We start from the raw sequence: 16,943 nt of genomic DNA, 5'->3' as shown, positions 1-16,943 counted from the left end.
AAGAGTCGGCCCAGGAAACGAGCACAGAGCATGACCGATGCGGCGAGGTTGCGCCACACCCGGCTTCGAGCCATTCGAGCGGCGGGGTGATATTTTTCGGCCAGGTGTCCAACTATCGCCCCTGACCAGGCGGTTGGCTGAATGGGCAGGCAAGGACAAAAGATAGCTATTCATCTTCGCGTGATGGTGAATTGGCTTGCCTTTGACCCGGTCTAATGCCTCTTGAGCGAGCTGAAAACCCTTTATTGAACGTCGTATCAATTGTTCATGTGACCTAGATCACCAGCCCTCGGGAACTTGTTGACTTTTCGTGAAGGCGTGCCGGAAAGTTCGTGATCGACATTGGACGGAACTGTGCGCGGGGGCTGCCGCTGTGTGGGGATCACTGTCGTGGAGCGGCAGGCGGGAGCGCGTGAGCACGCGCGCCGAACGTCGCAGACGGGCGCGGATACGCGCCGGCGTCATCGGCTCGACCGTGGTCGCGCTGACCATGGGCATCCTGCCCGCCGCGTACGCGCTGCCGCCGGACGACGACCGCAGCGGCGTCGACCTGGTCGACCTCCCCGAGTCGGAGGAGGCCGACGGCGAGAACGGCGGACAGCTCGCCGAACTGACCACCGCCGAGGCCGAGCAGCCCGCGGAGTACGACCCGAGCAACGTCACCGCCCCCGCCCGCGGCTCGGCCGCCCAGGACCTCACCGGCCTCACCCCCGGAGAGATGGTCCCGCTCGTCCAGGACGACGGCACCGCCCTTCCCGTCGAGGTGGGCGCTCCCGAGACCGCCACCGCCACCGAGGCCGCCGCCCTGGAGGGCCGGTGGCAGGTGGTCCTGGCCGGCCAGGACGAACTGGCCGCCACCGCGATCGAGGGCGTGGCCCTCACCGTCACCCCGCCCGCCGAGGCCACCGGCGACGCCGTGATCGCCCTGGACTACAGCGACTTCTCCGAGCTGTACGGCGCCAACTGGGCGGACCGGCTGTCGTTCGCGCAGTACCCGGCGTGCTTCCTGACCACCCCGGACACCGAGGGCTGCTCCGAGCCGTCCGAGGTCACCACCGACAACGTGGTCGAGCAGACCGGCACGGACGCCGACGGCAACCCGGTCTACGAGCGCCGCATCGAGGCAACCGTGGCCACCGAGGCGCTGGCGGCGGGCGGCAGTACGCCGGCGGAGACCGCGGCCGCCTCCACCGAGGGCACCGTCACGGACGGCGTGTACCGCACCGGGAAGCCCACCGGCGGCACCCCGCTGGCGTCCCTCGCCGCCGCGACCGCCGACGGCTCCGGCTCCTCCGTCCTGCTCGCGACCGACTCCGGCTCCGGCTCCAAGGGCGACTTCGGCGCGACTCCGCTGGTCAGCGCCGGGTCCTGGTCGGCCGGCGGCAATGCCGGCGGCTTCAGCTACTCGTACACCCTCCAGACCCCGAGCGTGCCCGGCGGCCCGTCCCCAGCGGTCTCCTTCGGCTACAACTCCCAGGTCGTGGACGGCCGTACGTCCGCCTCCAACAACCAGCCCTCCTGGATCGGCGACGGCTGGGAGTACAACGCGGGTTCCATCACCCGCACGTACACCTCGTGCCGCGACGACATGACCGACGGCAACAACAAGAAGAAGACCAGCGACCTCTGCTTCGGCTCGTACAACGCCACCCTCACCCTGGGCGGCACCACCACCGAACTGGTCCTGCCCGACAAGACCGACCCGTACGGTGACGCCTGGGTCACCGCGAGCGGTGACGGCTCCCGCGTCGAACTCCTCAGGGACACCGGCCTCGACAACGGTGACGCCGACGGCGAGTACTGGCGGGTCACCACCCGCGACGGCACCCAGTACTACTTCGGCAAGCACAAGCTGGACGACGACCGGGCGAGCGGGGACCCGGTGACGAACTCGGTGCTGACGGTTCCGGTCGCCGGCAATCAGGACACGGAACCCTGCTACAAGGCGGGCGACTTCGCGGGCTCCTTCTGCGACCAGGCCTGGCGCTGGAACCTCGACTTCGTCGTCGACACCGACGGCAACGCGATGACCCTGTGGTGGGCGAAGGAGACCAACCACTACGCCAAGAACGACAAGTACAAGGCGCCCGTCTCCTACGACCGCGGCGGCTGGCTCAAGCGCATCGACTACGGCCTGAAGGCGGACGAGCCGTACGCGGCCCCGATCTCCCGGGTCGCCTTCGACGTCGACGAGCGCTGCTTCAAGGAAGGCGACATCACCTGCACCACGTCCGGCGACGAGAACGACAACTTCGCCTCCGGTGACTTCGCCAAGAACCGCATCTGGTACGACACCCCGGCCGACCTGTACTGCGCCGCCGGCAAGGAGTGCTACGTCCCGGTCCCCACCTTCTGGTCGCGCAAGCGCCTCGCCCAGGTGACCACCTGGACCCAGCGCACCCAGGGCTCCACCGCCCTGTCGAAGGTGGACAGCTGGACCCTCCAGCAGTCCCTGCCCGCCGACCTCACCGACGAGGGCACCGCCCTGTGGCTGGAGTCCATCACCCGCACCGGCTACGGCACGGACTCCGAGGCCATCGCGCTGAACCCGGTGCAGTTCCTCGCCAACAGCCAGCCCATGCCCAACCGGGTCAAGGAGGGCGCGAACGATCCCAACCCCGCCTTCGACCGGCTGCGCGTCGCCCGGGTCGTCAGCGAGTACGGCGGCGAGACCGTCGTCACCTACAAGGCACCGACCGGCGCCTGCAAGACCGGCAGCGGCTTCCCGAAGCCCGAGGAGAACACCGGCCTGTGCTTCCCGGTGTACTGGAACGCCGACCCCGACGTGGAGACCGTCGACTGGTTCCACAAGTACGTCGTCGAGTCCGTCCAGGAACTCCCCGCCCTCACCGGTGCCGACCCGGTCACCACCACGTACGAGTACCTCGACGGCGGCGCCTGGGCGCTGAACCAGGCGGAGTTCTCCAAGAAGAAGACCCGCACCTACGACCAGTGGCGCGGCTTCGCCCGGGTCCGCACCTACACCGGCGACGACAGCGACACCCCGCTGATGTCCACCGAGCGGGGCATGACCGAGACCCGCTACTTCCGCGGCATGGACGGCGACAAGCTTCCCGACGGCAGCACCCGTTCGGTCACCGTCAGGGACGCCGCCGGCGCGGTCATCGCGGAGGACAAGGAACCCTTCACCGGTCGCGTCGCCGAGACCCTCACATACGCCTCGGCCACCGCCTCCACCTGGCTCACCCGGACCGTGGACAAGCCGAAGGCCGAGTTGCTGGCTTCCCGCAGCCGCTCCGGAGGCATCCCGGACCTCAATGCCTGGCGCATCACGGTTCCCGATTCGCTCAGCTACACCCGGTCCTCCGGCACGGGCGACGACCAGCGCACGGTGCGTGTCCTCCGTACGGTCACGGAGTACGACGAAACCTACGGCCTGCCCACCGAGGTGACCGAGTACAACGACTGGTCGCCCGACCCCGCGAGCGACAACACGGGCGACGACACCTGCACGGTGATGTCGTACGTCCACAACACCTCCAAGTACCTCATCGGCCTGGCCAGGCAGACCCTGACCACCGCCGGCACCTGCGACGAGGCCGGCACCGCGACCGCCGCCGACTGGATCGACGGCTCCCGCGTCGCCTACGACGGCGGCGCGTACGGCGACACCCCCACCACCGGCAACGCCACCACCACCTGGGCGATCACCGGCGACGGCGGCGGCTGGGTGAAGGACGGCGAGGTCACCTACGACGGATACGGCCGCACCACGGTCACCCGCAACGCCGAGGCCATCGCCGAGAACGACGAGACGAACAAGGACGTCACGACGTACGTCCCCGACGACGGCCAGGTCTTCCAGATCAAGACCGCCAACGCGCTCGGCCAGGAGGAGATCACCACGGTCGAGCCGGGCCGCGGGGTCTCCCTCACCGAGGAGGACGTCAACGGCCGGACGACGACGTACGAGTACGACGCCCTCGGCCGCGCCGCCCGGATGTGGGCCCCCTCCCGCCCGACGTCCCAGTCCCCGTCGGCGAGGTTCACGTACGACACGACCATCGGCCAGCCGGTCTCGGTGACCACCGAGTCCCTCACCGACGACGGCGACTACGACGTCTCCACCGTCATCTACGACGGCCTCGGCCGCGAACGCCAGAAGCAGGACCCGGCGGTCGGCGGCGGACGCCTGATCACCGACATCCTCTACAGCGCCAACGGCACCATCGCCCAGACCAACAACGCGTACTACGACGCCGGTGCCCCCTCCACGGTCCTGTTCGAGCTGGCCTCGGACTACCAGGTCCCCAACGCCACCCTGTACTCCTACGACGGCCTGGGCCGCACCCTCACCGAGACGCCGTATCTCAACGGCAAGGAGGCCGAGGAGAAGGCCACCAGCAACGAGTACGGCCTCGACTACTCCACCGTCATCAACCCCGAGGGCGCCACTGCCCAGCGCACCTGGTCCGACGCCCTGGGCCGCACGGTCCGCGTCGACACGTTCACGGACGCGCTGCGCGCCGCGCACCGCTCGACGACCTACACGTTCGACGAGCGCGGCGACCAGGTGAAGGCGGAGGACTCCGAGGGCAACACCTGGAGCTGGACGTACGACGCCCGTGGCCGGCAGACCAAGGCGGTCGACCCGGACACCGGCACGACGACCACCACGTACGACAACCTGGACCGCCCCACGCTGGTCACGGACGAGAACACCACCGTCGCCACGGTCTACGACAAGCTCTCCCGTCCCATCGAGCAGCGCGCGGGCTCGGCCACCGGCACCCTCCTCGCCAAGACGGTCTACGACACCCTCATCGGCGGCGCCGGCCTGCCCACCTCGCAGACCCGCTACACCGACGGCCTCGCCTACACCACCGCGGTCACCGGCTACACCGCCGACTACCAGCCCACAGGCCAGGAGATCACCATCCCCGAGTCGGTCGCCATGGCCTACGGCCTGGAACCGACGTACCGCTACAGCTTCGAGTACTCGGAGACGGGCGTCCTGGAGGCGACCAACCTCCCCGCCGTGGGCACCCTGCCCGCCGAGAAGCTGGTCGTCCGCTACAACGAGGACGGCCTGCCGGTCTCCACCTCCGGCACCGACTGGTACACCGCCGACACCTCGTACTCCCCGTACGGCCAGGTCCTGCGCACGGTCAGCGGCGAGAACCCGAACCGGGTCTGGACGACGAACCTCTTCGACGAGGCGACGGGCGAACTGACCCAGGCCATCGTGGACCGCGAGTCCACCAGCGACACCACCGCCGTCACCGGCCACCGCGTCAACGCCCGCAGCTACACCTACGACCCGGCCGGCAACGTCACCTCCATCGCGGACCGGGCGAACTCGACCACCGACCTCCAGTGCTTCGACTACGACGCACTGGGCCAGCTCACCGAGGCGTGGACCGCACCCTCCGCGTGCAAGGCCACCGGCAAGGAGACGGCCGCCCCCAGCTACTCGGACGGCACGACCAACGTCACCGACGCCAACAGCGGCTACTGGCAGAGCTACGCGTACGACGCCCTCGGCAACCGCACGAAGCTGGTCGAGCACGACCCCGGCCTGGACACCACCGCCGACGCCACCACCTCCTACACCTACGGCAAGGCGGACGGCACCCAGCCGCACACCCTGACCGGCATGTCCTCGACCTACAAGGCGGTCTCCGGCACCCAGGTCACCGAGGCGACGACCCTGACGTACGACGACGCGGGCAACACGACCACCCGCACGTACGACGGCTCGGAACAAGCTCTGGCCTGGACCTGGGACGGCCAGGTCGAGAAGATCACCGGCTTCGGCGAGAACGGCGCCGGCGCCTGGCAGGGCCTGGCCGACAAGTGCCTGGACCTGTCCAGCGCGCTGACGACGGCCGGCACCCCGCTCCAGCTGTACTCCTGCAACGGCAGCAAGGCCCAGAAGTTCCGCATCGACTCGGCCTCCACGGCCGACCCGTCGACCGGCGCCCTGAAGATCCTCGGCAAGTGCGCGGTCCCGAAGGGCGGCGCCACCGCGAACGGCACGGCGGTCGTCATCGCCGACTGCACGGGCGCGGCGGCCCAGCAGTGGACGGCGACCGCCACCGGGACCCTGAAGCACGTCGCGTCGGGCAAGTGCCTGGACGTCCCGTCGTCCAACTCGGCCGACGGCACCGACCTGCAACTGAACACCTGCGGCACCGGCGCGAACCAGCAGTGGCTACCGGACAACGAGACGACGTACGTCTACGGCGGCGACGGCTCCCGCCTGATGGCGATCTCGAACACCGAACGCACCCTGTACCTGGGCGAGTCGACGATCTCGGTCAACGCGGCCGGCGCCCCCGCCTACACCGAGCGCTACTACTCCCAGGCGGGCGCCCCGACGGTGATGCGCTACGCGCAGGGCACCAGCGCCTCGTCCCTCTCCGTCCAGATCACCGACCAGAACGGCACCGCGTACGCCAACGTGGAGCTGGGGCCGGGCAACAAGGTGAGGTACTCCAAGACCGACCCGTTCGGCGCGGAACGCACCGAGTCGACGACCTGGCGCTCCCACCGGAGCTACGTCGGCGGCGGCGACGACGCGAGCAGCGGCCTGGTCCACCTGGGCGCCCGCGAGTACGACCCGGACACGGGCCGCTTCCTCTCCGCCGACCCGGTTCTCGACCTGGCCGACCCGGTCCAGATGAACGGGTACGTCTACTGCGAGAACAACCCGGTCACCTTCGCCGACCCGACCGGCCTGGCCTCGGAGGGCGGCACCAGCGAGTACGGCGGCCCCTCGGCCTCGGCGGAGGCCTGGGCGAAGAACCAGCTGAACACCTCCCTGGCGGACGTCATCCTCTCGGTCGGCTGGGCCGCGCTGAAGGACTTCATCGGCTGGAACGACGTGGTCGGCTGTTTCTCCCGGGGTGACCTGTGGGCGTGCGGCAGCCTGTTCATCCAGGCGATCCCGTGGACGAAACTGACCAAGATCCCCTCGGTCATCAAAGCGGCGTCGCGGATCGCGAGCGCGGTCAACGCGTGGATGAAGGCCAAGGAGAAGGCCCGCAAGATCATCGAAATGGCCAAGAAGGCCCGCGAACTGGCCCGCAAGGCGAAGGAGGCCAAGCGCAAGGCGGCCGAACGGGCGGCCCAGCTGCGCAAGAAGGCCAAGGAGGCGGCCACCCGCAAGGCCAAGGCAGCCGCGCGGAAGACGGGCAACGCCGTCCAGAAGACGCAGAAGGCGGCGGCGAAGAAGGCGGAGCCGAAGCCGCGGCAGGCCAAGGCCAAGGACGAGTCGTCGGGCAAAACCCGGGAGTCGTCGGAATCCTCCGGGGAGGGCGTCGGCTGCAAGAAAGCCAACAGCTTCGTGCCGGGCACCCTCGTCCTGATGGCCGACGGCACGACCAAGCCCATCGAGGACATCGAGAACGGCGACAAGGTCCTGGCCACCGACCCGGAGACCGGCGAGACAGCCGTGGAGACGGTCACCGCCGAGATCCTCGGCGAGGGCGTCAAGCACCTGGTCAAGGTCGAGATCACCACGGCCGACGGCACCACCGCCGAGGTCACGGCCACCGACGCCCACCCCTTCTGGGTCCCCGAACTGGGCGACTGGATCGACGCCACCGACCTGAAGCCGGGCCAGTGGCTGCGCACCAGCGCCGGCACGTACGTCCAGGTCTCGGCGGTCGAACGGTGGACGACGCAGCGGGCGACGGTCCACAACCTGACCGTCAGCGACCTGCATACGTACTATGTGCTCGCAGGCGCCACGCCGGTACTCGTGCATAACTGTGGTGAGGCCGCGGAGGCTGCCTCTGAGGGGCCGCAAAGTCTCTACCACTACACGAATGAAGCGGGGCACGACGGAATCATTTCGAGTGGCGAGATGAGACCTTCCCTGAAGGCGAATAATCCGAAGGATGCTCGCTATGGGGATGGCCAGTACCTGACGGACATCAAGCCCGGGACGAAGACACTCGGACAGCTCTCAGCAGCCTTCTTGCGGGTCCCATGGGCTGGACGTAAGTTCACTCACTACATCGAAATTGACGTCAGAGGGCTAGATGTAGTGGAAGGAAGGCCAGGAGTGTTCGTGATCCCAAACAGTGGGCCACTCGATCTAACCGGCCGCATCCGTAGCTCTGGAAGGAACTAGAGGTGAGGTACGTCAAGGTCTCATGGGTTCACGACTTCGCTGATGATCCTGTGCTCTATCTCAGCGAGCTCGGCGACGACGGATATGAGACTCGGAAGGTGCAGTTCTATCGGGACGGTCGATTCGAATGGGCGGACGAGAGTTTCGAAACTGCAACTGTTGGCCTCTCGGAAATCCCTTTCCCGTCGCTGGAGGAAATTTCCAGTCAACCGGAATTCACTGCCCAAGTGATTACTTCGGAAGAATTTGAGCGCGCGTGGAACGAGGCGCACACGGACCTCTGACGCGCCGCTGAATTCGTCTTGTGGCGCGCCAGAGTGTAGGAAGCGCTTCCGTTCTGGCGGTGAAAGAAGCTCGGGGCCCTGCTGACTTCCAGCAGGGCCCCGAGTCGTTTGACGGCAACGCTGACGGCAACGTCAGTGGACGACGGCTGCGGCGGGTGGGTCGTCGTGGGCGCCATCGTTCGACCTGAGGGCGTTGCCGAAGGTGTCGATGGCCTGGCGTTGGAGGCGGGGCCTTACGTGGGCGTAGACACCGGCGGTGACGCCGATGTGGGCGTGCCCCAGGAGTTCCTTGATTACGACGAGGTCGACCCCTGTTCCAGAAGCAGGGTGGCGGTCGAGTGCCGTAGGTAGTGGAACCGGATGCGGCGAAGCCCTGCGCGGTTGAGGAGTCGACTGAAGCTGCGGGTGAGGTTGGCGGGTTCGAGAGGGCTGCCGGTGGGGGTGGTGAACACGAGGCCGTTGTCCGACCAGCTCGTGCCCGCGGCCCTGCGTGCCTCCTCCTGCTGTTCCCGGTGAGTCTTCAGCGAGTTGACGCATTCGGTGGGGAGGACGATGAGACGTTCGGATGCGCGGGTCTTGGTGTACAGGACGGTCAGGCCGCCGGTGCGGGTGCGCTGGAGGGAACGGTGGATGGCGGCGGTTCCCGTGTTGAGGTCGAGGTCGTCCCAGTGCAGCCCGAGGAGTTCGCCCTTGCGGAGCCCGCCGAGCGCCGACGTGCTCCTCGATGCTTTGCGGCACGGCTGCCTCCGTTCTGGGGCAACACTCAGACGGTACCCGTGAACGACACCCTCGGATCAGGCGAACTGTGGTCATCCCGCCTCTCGCCAAGCCCTTACCGCTGAGGACAGGTCAGACCGCCCGGCAACCGAAGATCCGACACGGTAGGTTGCGGGAGCGCGGGCGGCCGTACGGGCCCCGCCCGCGTTGTGTGCGGCCTAGTACTGCAGCCGCAGTTGCTGTGACGGTCGGTCTGGCTACTCGTTGAGCTGTGCATGGGTGGGGACGTCACGGTTCATGAGGTGCACCGCTGGGCGGCCGGTCTGGACGCTTTGAATGCTCGAACCGGCGGGCATTTCCGCAGGTCCGAGCCGCGTCGGCGGGCAAGGGAGTATCTGCACGGGCTGCTCGCGCCGTTGGAGCGCAAGAACGGCTGGACGCTGGCCGAGCAGGCCGGCGAGTTGTGTCCGGACGGCATGCAACGGCTGCTGAACCAGGCCGACTGGGACGCCGACGCGGTCCGCGACGAGGTCCGCGGCTTCGTGCTGGAGCACCTCGGTGCCGAGGACGGCGTGCTGGCCGTGGACGAGACCGGCTCCATCAAGAAGGGCATCCGGTCGGCCGGCGTGCAACGGCAATACACCGGCACCTCCGGGAAGATCGACAACTGCCAGCTGGGCGTGTTCTTGGCCTACGCCTCCACCAGGGGACGGGCGTTGATCGACCGCGAGCTGTACCTGCCCATCTCCTGGATCGAGGATCCGGCCCGCCGGGCGGACGCGAAGATCGGCTACGACGTCACCTTCCACACCAAGCCTGCCCTGGCTCGCGCGATGCTGGAGCGGGCCCTCGCCGCGAAGCTTCCCTTTCGCTGGGTAACCGGCGACGAGGTATACGGCCAGGATCCCGTCCTGCGAGGCTGGCTGGCCGAGCAGCGCCTGAGCTACGTGCTCGCGATCTCCTGCAAGCATCGATGTGGGCCACGCGGACAGAACGCCCGCACTATCTCGGCGATCCTGCCGGAGCACGCCTGGGAGATCCGCTCGGCCGGGGAGGGCGCCCACGGCCTGCGCGAATACGCCTGGGCCCTGGTCCCGCTGCCCGGCGAGGGCGACGACGACTTCGAAGACGCACTGCTGATCCGCCGCAGCCTCGCCGACGGTGAGCGCGCCTACTACCTCACCCACGCCCCAAGAGGCACGGCGCCGGCCGAGATCGTGCGGGCCGCCGGCGCCCGTTGGGCGATCGAGGAGTGCTTCCAGGCCGCGAAGAACGAGGCCGGCCTGGACCACTACCAAGTACGCCAATACCCGGCCTGGTACCGGCACATCACCCTGGCCATGGCCGCCGCCCACCTGGCCGCCACCCGCGCGACTGAGCACGAAAAGGGGGACCCAGCCGCGACCTGATCCCGCTGAGTGTGAACGAGATCCGCCGTCTGCTGACCAGATTCGCTCACGCCGTCCGGCACGAAGCCGGTCACATCCTGCACTGGTCACGCTGGCGGCGCCGCCATCAACACCGTGCCCGTCTCAGCCACTACCGCCGCCGAGGCCATAGACCCCCGTAATCTCGGCTGCAGTCCGCGGGTGCGGCTATATTCCGGTGGCGGGCGGGGCGCCGCTCCGACAGGATCGCGCGCATGCCTTCAACGGTGACGAACATAGCGATCGACTGTGCAAACGCCTACCGACTGGCGCGGTTCTGGAGCGATGTGACCGGACACCCGCTGGATCCCGAGGACGCTCCGGGTGACGACGAGACGGAGATCATGCTGCCCGGCGGCCCGGCCTTGCACTTCAACGAGGTCCCAGAGCCGAAGTCGGCCAAGAACAGGCTCCATCTGTGCCTGCGCCCGGATACCTCACGGGACGCAGAGGTTGAGCGGCTGTTGAAGCTGGGCGCCTCCCTGGTCGCCGATCACCGCAAGCCCGACGGCTGGGGCTGGGTGATTCTCGCCGACCCGGAAGGCAACGAGTTCTGCATACTGCTGGCCGAATCCGAGCGAGCAGCATTGTCCTCGTGACCTGAGCCCAGCGGTCACAGCAACTGCGGCTGCAGTACTAGTTGAGCGGAGCGCGACGGTGGATGTGCGGCGGGTGGGGCGCAGTGGGGTGCTGGCCGTTCTGTGCGGGGCGCTGGCGGCGTGTGACGTGGTCGCCGGTGGGGGTGACTCCGCGGAGGGGTTGCTGAAGCCGAGTGTTCAGGCGAGTGTCTCCGCGAGGCCGGGTGGGGTGGATGGTGCCGTGCTCGGTGGGCAGGACGTGGAGGGGTTCAGCGTGGAGGAAGGGGCGCGGGCCGAGGTCACCGTCGGCGTGGACGCCTGTGCTCCGCTCGGGTCCGTGCTGGCCGGCTCGGTCGTCGGTGCGCCCTCGTCCGTCGTCGTGCGGGACGTGGCGGGGGAGGGTGTCGAGGTGCGGGTCGTGGTCGCCGAGTACGGGGCCGGTCAGGCCGCCGGTGCGCTGGACGCGATCGGGGCCGCGTTCGACTCCTGTGCGGAGGGGTTCGAGGGGACTGTCGATGGTGAGCGGCGGGAGTTCGGGAAGGTCGTTGCCGCTACCGCGCCCGACGGGGCCGATCAGGCGGTCGGGCTGAGCGCCGGTGGGACGCGGGCCTTCGTGCTGCGGGCCGGGGACACCGTCGCTTACCTCAGTGGTACGCCCGATGTCCCCGGTGCCCTGCTCGACGCCCAGCTCGTCAAGCTGCTGGGCTAGTCAGTCGTCCAGCGCCGCCTCCATCATCGCCTTCGCCACCGGCGCGGCCAGCCCGTTGCCGCTGACCTCGGAGCGGGCCGCGTCCGACTGTTCGACCATCACCGCTACGGCGACCTGCTCGCCCGTCGAGTCGTCGGTGGCGTACGAGGTGAACCAGGCGTACGGCGTCTTGCTGTTGTTCTCGCCGTGCTGTGCCGTGCCCGTCTTGCCGCCCACCGTCGCGCCGTCGATCTGGGCGTTGGAGCCGGTGCCGTCCTCGACCACCGTCCGCATCGCCGACTGGAGCTGCTCGGCGGTGGAGGAGCTGACGACGCGCTCGGAGGAAGCGTCCTCGTCGTAGTCCTCCAGCACGTCGCCGTCGCTGTCGGTGGTCTGCGCCACCATGTGCGGGGTGACCAGTTCGCCGCCGTTGGCGAGGGCGGCGGAGACCATCGCCATCTGGAGCGGGGTCGCGGTCACGTCGAACTGGCCGATGCCCGACAGGCCGGTCTGCGCCTCGTCCATGTCGGACGGGTAGACGCTGGTGTACGCCCGCACCGGGACGTCCTGCTCGTCGTCGTTGAAGCCGAACTTCTCCGCCATCGCCCGCACCTTGTCCTGGCCCAGGTCGACGGCCATCTTGCCGAAGACGTTGTTGCAGGAGTACTGGAGCGCGACGCGGATGGTCGCGTTCTCGCAGGGGGCGGAAGGGTTCTCGTTGGTGAGGGGGGTGACGGTTCCGGGCAGGGTGTACGGGTCGGGGCTGTCGGTCTTCTCGTCCACCGAGGCGTACAGGCCGTCCTCCAGCGCCGCCGACGCCACCACCAGCTTGAACGTCGAACCCGGCGGCAGCGGCTGGCGCAGGGCGCGGTTGGTGAGCGGCTTGTCGTCGTCCGCGTTCAGCTTCTTCCACGCCGTACCGGCCGTGTTGGCGTCGGTGAGTGACGTCGGGTCGTACGACGGGGTGGAGACGACTCCGAGGATCTTGCCGGTCTTCGGGTCCATCGCCACCGCGGCGCCCTTGTTGTCGCCCAGCGCCTCGAACCCGGCCTGCTGCACGTCCGGGTCGATCGTCGTGATCACGTTGCCCGGGTCGGCCCGCTGGTCGGTGACGGTGTCCATCACCGTCCTCAGCTGCGGGTCGGTGCCGTTGAGCAGGTCCTCGTAGATGCCCTCCAGCTGGGTGGGCGCGTACGCCTGCGAGGCGTAGCCCGTCACCGCCGCGTACAGCTCACCGTCCTTGTACGTGCGCTTGTACGCGAGGTCACTGCCCTCCGTCCGCGCCGATCCGGTGACCGCCTCGCCGGCCACGATGATGTTCCCGAGCGGCCCCGCGTACGTCTGGATCGCGTTGCGTCGGTTGTCCGTGTCGTCCGCCAGCGCCTGGCCCTCGTAGAACTGCACCCAGGTGGCCCGCACCAGCAGTGCGAACACCAGGAGCAGTGTGAAGACCGACGCGCGCCTGATCGTCTTGTTCATCCCGCTGAGACGACGAAAGGCGGGAGGGAATCGTTCCCTCCCGTCCGATTTCTCATCCTCGTCTCATGAACGCGTCGTCTCATGAACGCGACAGCGTCAGCACGATCTCCTCGATCTCCTCGCCCCGCGCCTGCGCGAAGGCCCTCACCCGTGCCCCGGGACGGAAGCCGCACTTCTCCAGCACCCGCAGCGAACCCGCGTTGTCGGCGGCCGCCCGCGCGTACAGCGGGCGCTCCGGGACCTCGGCCAGCAGCGCGCGCAGCGCGGCCGTCGCCACGCCCCGGCCCCAGTACGCGCGGTCCACCCAGTACGTCACCTCGCGCTCGCCCGGCTCCCCGTACACCGCCGCGTTGCCCACCACGTCCCCGTCGGCGACGATCGTGCGCGCCACGTCGGCCGAGGACCTGATCCGCTTCCAGCGCGCCTCGAAGGCGGCGTGGTCGGCCGGGTCCTCGGGGGTGAACGCCGCCATGCGCAGCGCCTCGGGGTCCTGGAAGTGCCGGAAGAAGACCGGCAGGTCGCTGTCGTGCACCTCGCGCAGCGCCACCCGCATCGCTCAGAGCCTCCGGGTGGCCAGCAGCAGCCGGTCGCGGGCGTCGAACAGGGCGTCCTTGACCGACTGCTCGTGGGCCGGGGTCAGCCGCGCCACCGGCACCGAGCAGCTGATCGCGTCCCGCGCGGGGGTGCGGTAGGGGATGGCGACGCCGAAGCAGCGCAGCCCCAGCGTGTTCTCCTCGCGGTCCACGGCGAAGCCCTGCTCGCGGATCTGGCGCAGCTCCCCGATCAGCTCCTCCCGGTCGGTGAGGGTGTGCTCGGTCAGCGCCGGCAGCGTCTCGGGGAGCAGCTTGCGGACCTGCTCGTCGGTGTACGTGCTCAGCAGCGCCTTGCCGAGGGAGGTGGAGTGGGCGGGCAGGCGGCGGCCGACGCGGGTGAAGGGGCGCAGGTAGTGCTGGGACTGGCGGGTGGCCAGGTAGACCACGTTGGTGCCGTCCAGGCGGGCGAGGTGGATGGTCTCGGTGGTGTCGTCGCTCAGCCGGTCCAGGGTCGGGCGGGCCGCCGCGACCACCTCGTCGCCGTCGATGTAGGAGGTGCCGACCAGCAGCGCCCGTACGCCGATGCCGTACCGCGTGCCCGTCGCGTCCGTCTCCACCCAGCCGAGGTCGACCAGGGTGCGCAGCAGCATGTAAAGGCTCGACTTCGGGTACCCGACGGCCTCCTGGACCGAGGCGAGGGAGTGCATGCCGGGGCGTCCGGCGAAGTACTCCAGCAGTTCGACGGTCCGCACCGCGGACTTGACCTGCGCTCCGCCGCCTGTCTCGCCTGTCGGCATCGGCCTTGACCCCTTCGTCGGACGGGAAATAGTCTCCGAAGGTATTCATCCATGGAGACAGCGTTCAGTATATCGAACGTCCCTAGATCTGGAGGGACCCGCGGTGGCAGCAACACCAGTCTGGAGTGTCGACCCCCGTACCGGGAAGCAGCGCGAACAGGTCGCGGTGGAGGCGACGGCCCAGGACGTGGACGCCGCCGTCCGCGCCGCGCACGCCGCGCGCGAGGCGCTCGCCGACCGTGCGGTCCGCGCCGCCTTCCTGCGGACGGCCGCCGACGAGCTGGAGGCGGCCAAGGACGCGCTCGTCGAGGTCGCGGACGCCGAGACGGCTCTCGGCCCGGTCCGGCTGAACGGCGAACTCGCCCGTACCTGCTACCAGTTGCGGGCCTTCGCGAAGATCGTCGACGAGGGCGAGTTCCTGGGTGTCGTCATCGACCACCCGGACGACACCGCGACGCCGCCCATCCCCGACCTGCGCCGCTACAAGGTGCCGCTCGGCGTGGTCGCCGTCTACTCGGCCTCCAACTTCCCCTTCGCCTTCTCCGTCCCCGGCGGCGACACCGCGAGCGCGCTCGCGGCCGGCTGCCCGGTCGTGGTCAAGGCCCACCCCGACCACCCGGCCCTGTCCGAGCAGGTCGCCGCCGTGCTGCGCCGCGCCGCCGCCCGGCACGAGATCCCCGAGGGCGTCGTCGGTCTGGTGCACGGCTTCGAGGCCGGCGTCGAGCTGGTCAAGCACCCGCTGATCGCGGCGGCCGGCTTCACCGGCTCGGTACGCGGCGGACGCGCCCTCTTCGACGCGGCGGCGGCCCGCCCCGTGCCGATCCCCTTCCACGGCGAGCTGGGCTCCCTCAACCCGGTCGTCGTCACCGAGGCCGCGGCGGCCGAGCGCCCCGAGGCGATCGGCACCGGGCTGGCCGGGTCGATGACGATGGGCGTCGGGCAGTTCTGCGTCAAGCCCGGCCTGGTGCTGGCCCCCGCCGGCACGGCCGGCGACCAGCTGGTCAAGTCCCTGACCGAGGCCGTCAGCGGCACCGACGCCGGGGTCCTGCTCGACCACCGCATGCGGGACAACTTCATCGCCGGCGTCGCCGAGCGGGCCGAGCTGCCCGACGTCGACGCCCCGGTGACCCCGGGCCCGGGCGACGAGCACACCGTCAGCCCCGGCTTCCTCACGGTGCCGGCGAGCAGGCTGGCGCGGGAGGGCGAGTACGACCTGCTCCTGGAGGAGTGCTTCGGACCGGTCACGGTCGTGGTGCGCTACGAGGACCAGGGCGAGGTCGAGGCCGTGCTGTCGCGGCTGCCGGGCAACCTGACGGCGACGGTGCACCTGTCCTCCGGCGAGGCGGCCGGCGAGGGACGGGGCGCGGAGATCCTGGAGGAGCTGACGCCGCTGGCCGGGCGCGTGCTGGTGAACGCCTGGCCGACGGGGGTCGCGGTGGCTCCGGCCCAGCACCACGGGGGGCCGTACCCGGCGACCACGTCGACGTCCACGTCGGTGGGCGGGACGGCGATCGAGCGGTGGCTGCGGCCCGTCGTGTACCAGAACACGCCGGAGGCGCTGCTGCCGGTGGAACTGCGGGACGCCAACGAGCTGGGGCTGCCGCGGCGGTTCAACGGGGTGCTGGAGCGCTGAGGCTCAGCCCGCGCTCGGCTCCAGGCCCGCGTCGCGGGCCAGGAGCGCCGCCTGCACCCTGTTCTCGCAGTCGAGCTTGGTCAGGATGCGGCTGACGTAGGTCTTCACCGTGGCCTCGCTCATGTGCAGGCGGGCGCCGGCGTCCGCGTTGGACAGGCCCTCGCCGAGCAGGGCCAGCACCTCGCGTTCGCGCGCCGTCAGCCCGGCCAGGCGGCGGCGCGCCTCCTCGCCGCGCACCGTGGCGGAGGGCGAGGCGAGGGTGTCCACCACGTGCCGGGTGGCGGCCGGGGACAGATAGGCGTCGCCGGCCGCCGCCGCGCGGACCGCGTGGATCAGTTCCTGCGGCGCGGAGTCCTTCAGCAGGAAGCCCGCGCTGCCGTGGCCGAGCGCCCGCAGGACGTTGTCCCGTTCCCCGAACGTGGTCAGGATCAGCACGCGCACCCCCGGCGCGGCGCGGCCCAGCTCGGCCAGCGCGGTCAGCCCGTCCATCACGGGCATCTGGATGTCCAGCAGGGCCACGTCGACCGCGGTGCTCCGGGCGGTCTCCACCGCCTCCCTGCCGTCCCGCGCCTCGGCGACGACGTCGATGTCGTCGGCCGAGGTGAGGATCATCCTGATGCCGGCCCTGATGAGCGGTTCGTCGTCGGCGACGAGGACCCGGATCACGCGGCCTCCTGCGCGGTGTCGGTAGGGCGATGGGAAGAAC

The 16,943-nt window shown here is 69.6% G+C and carries 10 protein-coding genes and 1 pseudogene; 6 read left to right on the top strand and 5 right to left on the bottom strand.

Features of this window, described 5'->3' with window-relative positions; genetic code table 11:
• Window positions 1-412: 412 nt before the first annotated feature.
• Both ACZ3IG_RS28705 and ACZ3IG_RS28700 read left to right on the top strand, forming a co-directional pair.
• Window positions 413-8,101 carry an HYD1 signature containing ADP-ribosyltransferase family protein gene (locus ACZ3IG_RS28705; protein WP_467435663.1) on the top strand — a complete coding sequence of 2,563 codons (7,689 nt, stop codon included), beginning with the start codon at window positions 413-415 and terminating at the stop codon, window positions 8,099-8,101.
• Window positions 8,102-8,103: 2 nt separating this feature from the next.
• Window positions 8,104-8,385, top strand: coding sequence for a DUF6881 domain-containing protein (locus ACZ3IG_RS28700; protein WP_467435662.1), 282 nt, complete (start codon window positions 8,104-8,106; stop codon window positions 8,383-8,385).
• Window positions 8,386-8,517: 132 nt separating this feature from the next.
• Here the strand turns inward: ACZ3IG_RS28700 and ACZ3IG_RS28695 are convergent.
• Window positions 8,518-9,086, bottom strand: a pseudogene (locus tag ACZ3IG_RS28695) (site-specific integrase); the annotation flags it as partial.
• A 291-nt stretch (window positions 9,087-9,377) separates the two neighbouring features.
• Here ACZ3IG_RS28695 and ACZ3IG_RS28690 point away from each other — a divergent pair.
• The 3 genes from ACZ3IG_RS28690 (at window position 9,378) to ACZ3IG_RS28680 (ending at window position 11,816) form a co-directional block, all read left to right on the top strand.
• Window positions 9,378-10,511 (top strand): IS701 family transposase, encoded by a 1,134-nt coding sequence (locus tag ACZ3IG_RS28690; protein WP_467435661.1) that lies wholly within the window; start codon window positions 9,378-9,380, stop codon window positions 10,509-10,511.
• Window positions 10,512-10,744: 233 nt separating this feature from the next.
• On the top strand, window positions 10,745-11,128 hold the full coding sequence (locus ACZ3IG_RS28685; protein ID WP_388091659.1) for a VOC family protein: 384 nt from the start codon (window positions 10,745-10,747) through the stop codon (window positions 11,126-11,128).
• A gap of 220 nt (window positions 11,129-11,348) precedes the next feature.
• The gene (locus ACZ3IG_RS28680; protein WP_467435660.1) at window positions 11,349-11,816 is read left to right on the top strand and encodes a hypothetical protein; all 468 of its coding nucleotides are present in this window, start codon (window positions 11,349-11,351) and stop codon (window positions 11,814-11,816) included.
• Here ACZ3IG_RS28680 and ACZ3IG_RS28675 read toward each other — a convergent pair whose 3' ends face one another.
• From ACZ3IG_RS28675 to ACZ3IG_RS28665, 3 genes are all read right to left on the bottom strand, one after another.
• Entirely contained in the window at window positions 11,817-13,274 is a 1,458-nt protein-coding gene (locus ACZ3IG_RS28675; protein ID WP_467435659.1) for a peptidoglycan D,D-transpeptidase FtsI family protein, read from the bottom strand.
• Window positions 13,275-13,353: 79 nt separating this feature from the next.
• Window positions 13,354-13,827 carry a GNAT family N-acetyltransferase gene (locus ACZ3IG_RS28670; RefSeq protein WP_467435657.1) on the bottom strand — a complete coding sequence of 158 codons (474 nt, stop codon included), beginning with the start codon at window positions 13,825-13,827 and terminating at the stop codon, window positions 13,354-13,356.
• A gap of 3 nt (window positions 13,828-13,830) precedes the next feature.
• Window positions 13,831-14,604: an IclR family transcriptional regulator gene (locus tag ACZ3IG_RS28665; protein WP_467435656.1), complete on the bottom strand. Its 774-nt coding sequence runs from the start codon at window positions 14,602-14,604 to the stop codon at window positions 13,831-13,833.
• 103 nt (window positions 14,605-14,707) lie between these two features.
• On the opposite strand from ACZ3IG_RS28665, the gene ACZ3IG_RS28660 reads away from it, so the two are divergent.
• Window positions 14,708-16,237, top strand: coding sequence for an aldehyde dehydrogenase (NADP(+)) (locus ACZ3IG_RS28660; protein ID WP_467435655.1), 1,530 nt, complete (start codon window positions 14,708-14,710; stop codon window positions 16,235-16,237).
• 3 nt (window positions 16,238-16,240) lie between these two features.
• Here the strand turns inward: ACZ3IG_RS28660 and ACZ3IG_RS28655 are convergent, their stop codons facing one another.
• Window positions 16,241-16,903 (bottom strand): response regulator transcription factor, encoded by a 663-nt coding sequence (locus ACZ3IG_RS28655; protein ID WP_467435653.1) that lies wholly within the window; start codon window positions 16,901-16,903, stop codon window positions 16,241-16,243.
• Window positions 16,904-16,943 lie beyond the last annotated feature (40 nt).

The sequence above is a fragment of the Streptomyces sp. NPDC016677 genome (assembly GCF_055562815.1).
This window is presented reverse-complemented; position numbering and strand designations above follow the sequence as displayed.

Bases quoted from the DNA above. Each gene is read 5' to 3' on its own strand.
- ACZ3IG_RS28690 (WP_467435661.1), top strand. From the start codon at position 9,378: ATGGGTGGGGACGTCACGGTTCATGAGGTGCACCGCTGGGCGGCCGGT.
- ACZ3IG_RS28685 (WP_388091659.1), top strand. From the start codon at position 10,745: ATGCCTTCAACGGTGACGAACATAGCGATCGACTGTGCAAACGCCTAC.
- ACZ3IG_RS28675 (WP_467435659.1), bottom strand. From the start codon at position 13,274: ATGAACAAGACGATCAGGCGCGCGTCGGTCTTCACACTGCTCCTGGTG.
- ACZ3IG_RS28670 (WP_467435657.1), bottom strand. From the start codon at position 13,827: ATGCGGGTGGCGCTGCGCGAGGTGCACGACAGCGACCTGCCGGTCTTC.
- ACZ3IG_RS28665 (WP_467435656.1), bottom strand. From the start codon at position 14,604: ATGCCGACAGGCGAGACAGGCGGCGGAGCGCAGGTCAAGTCCGCGGTG.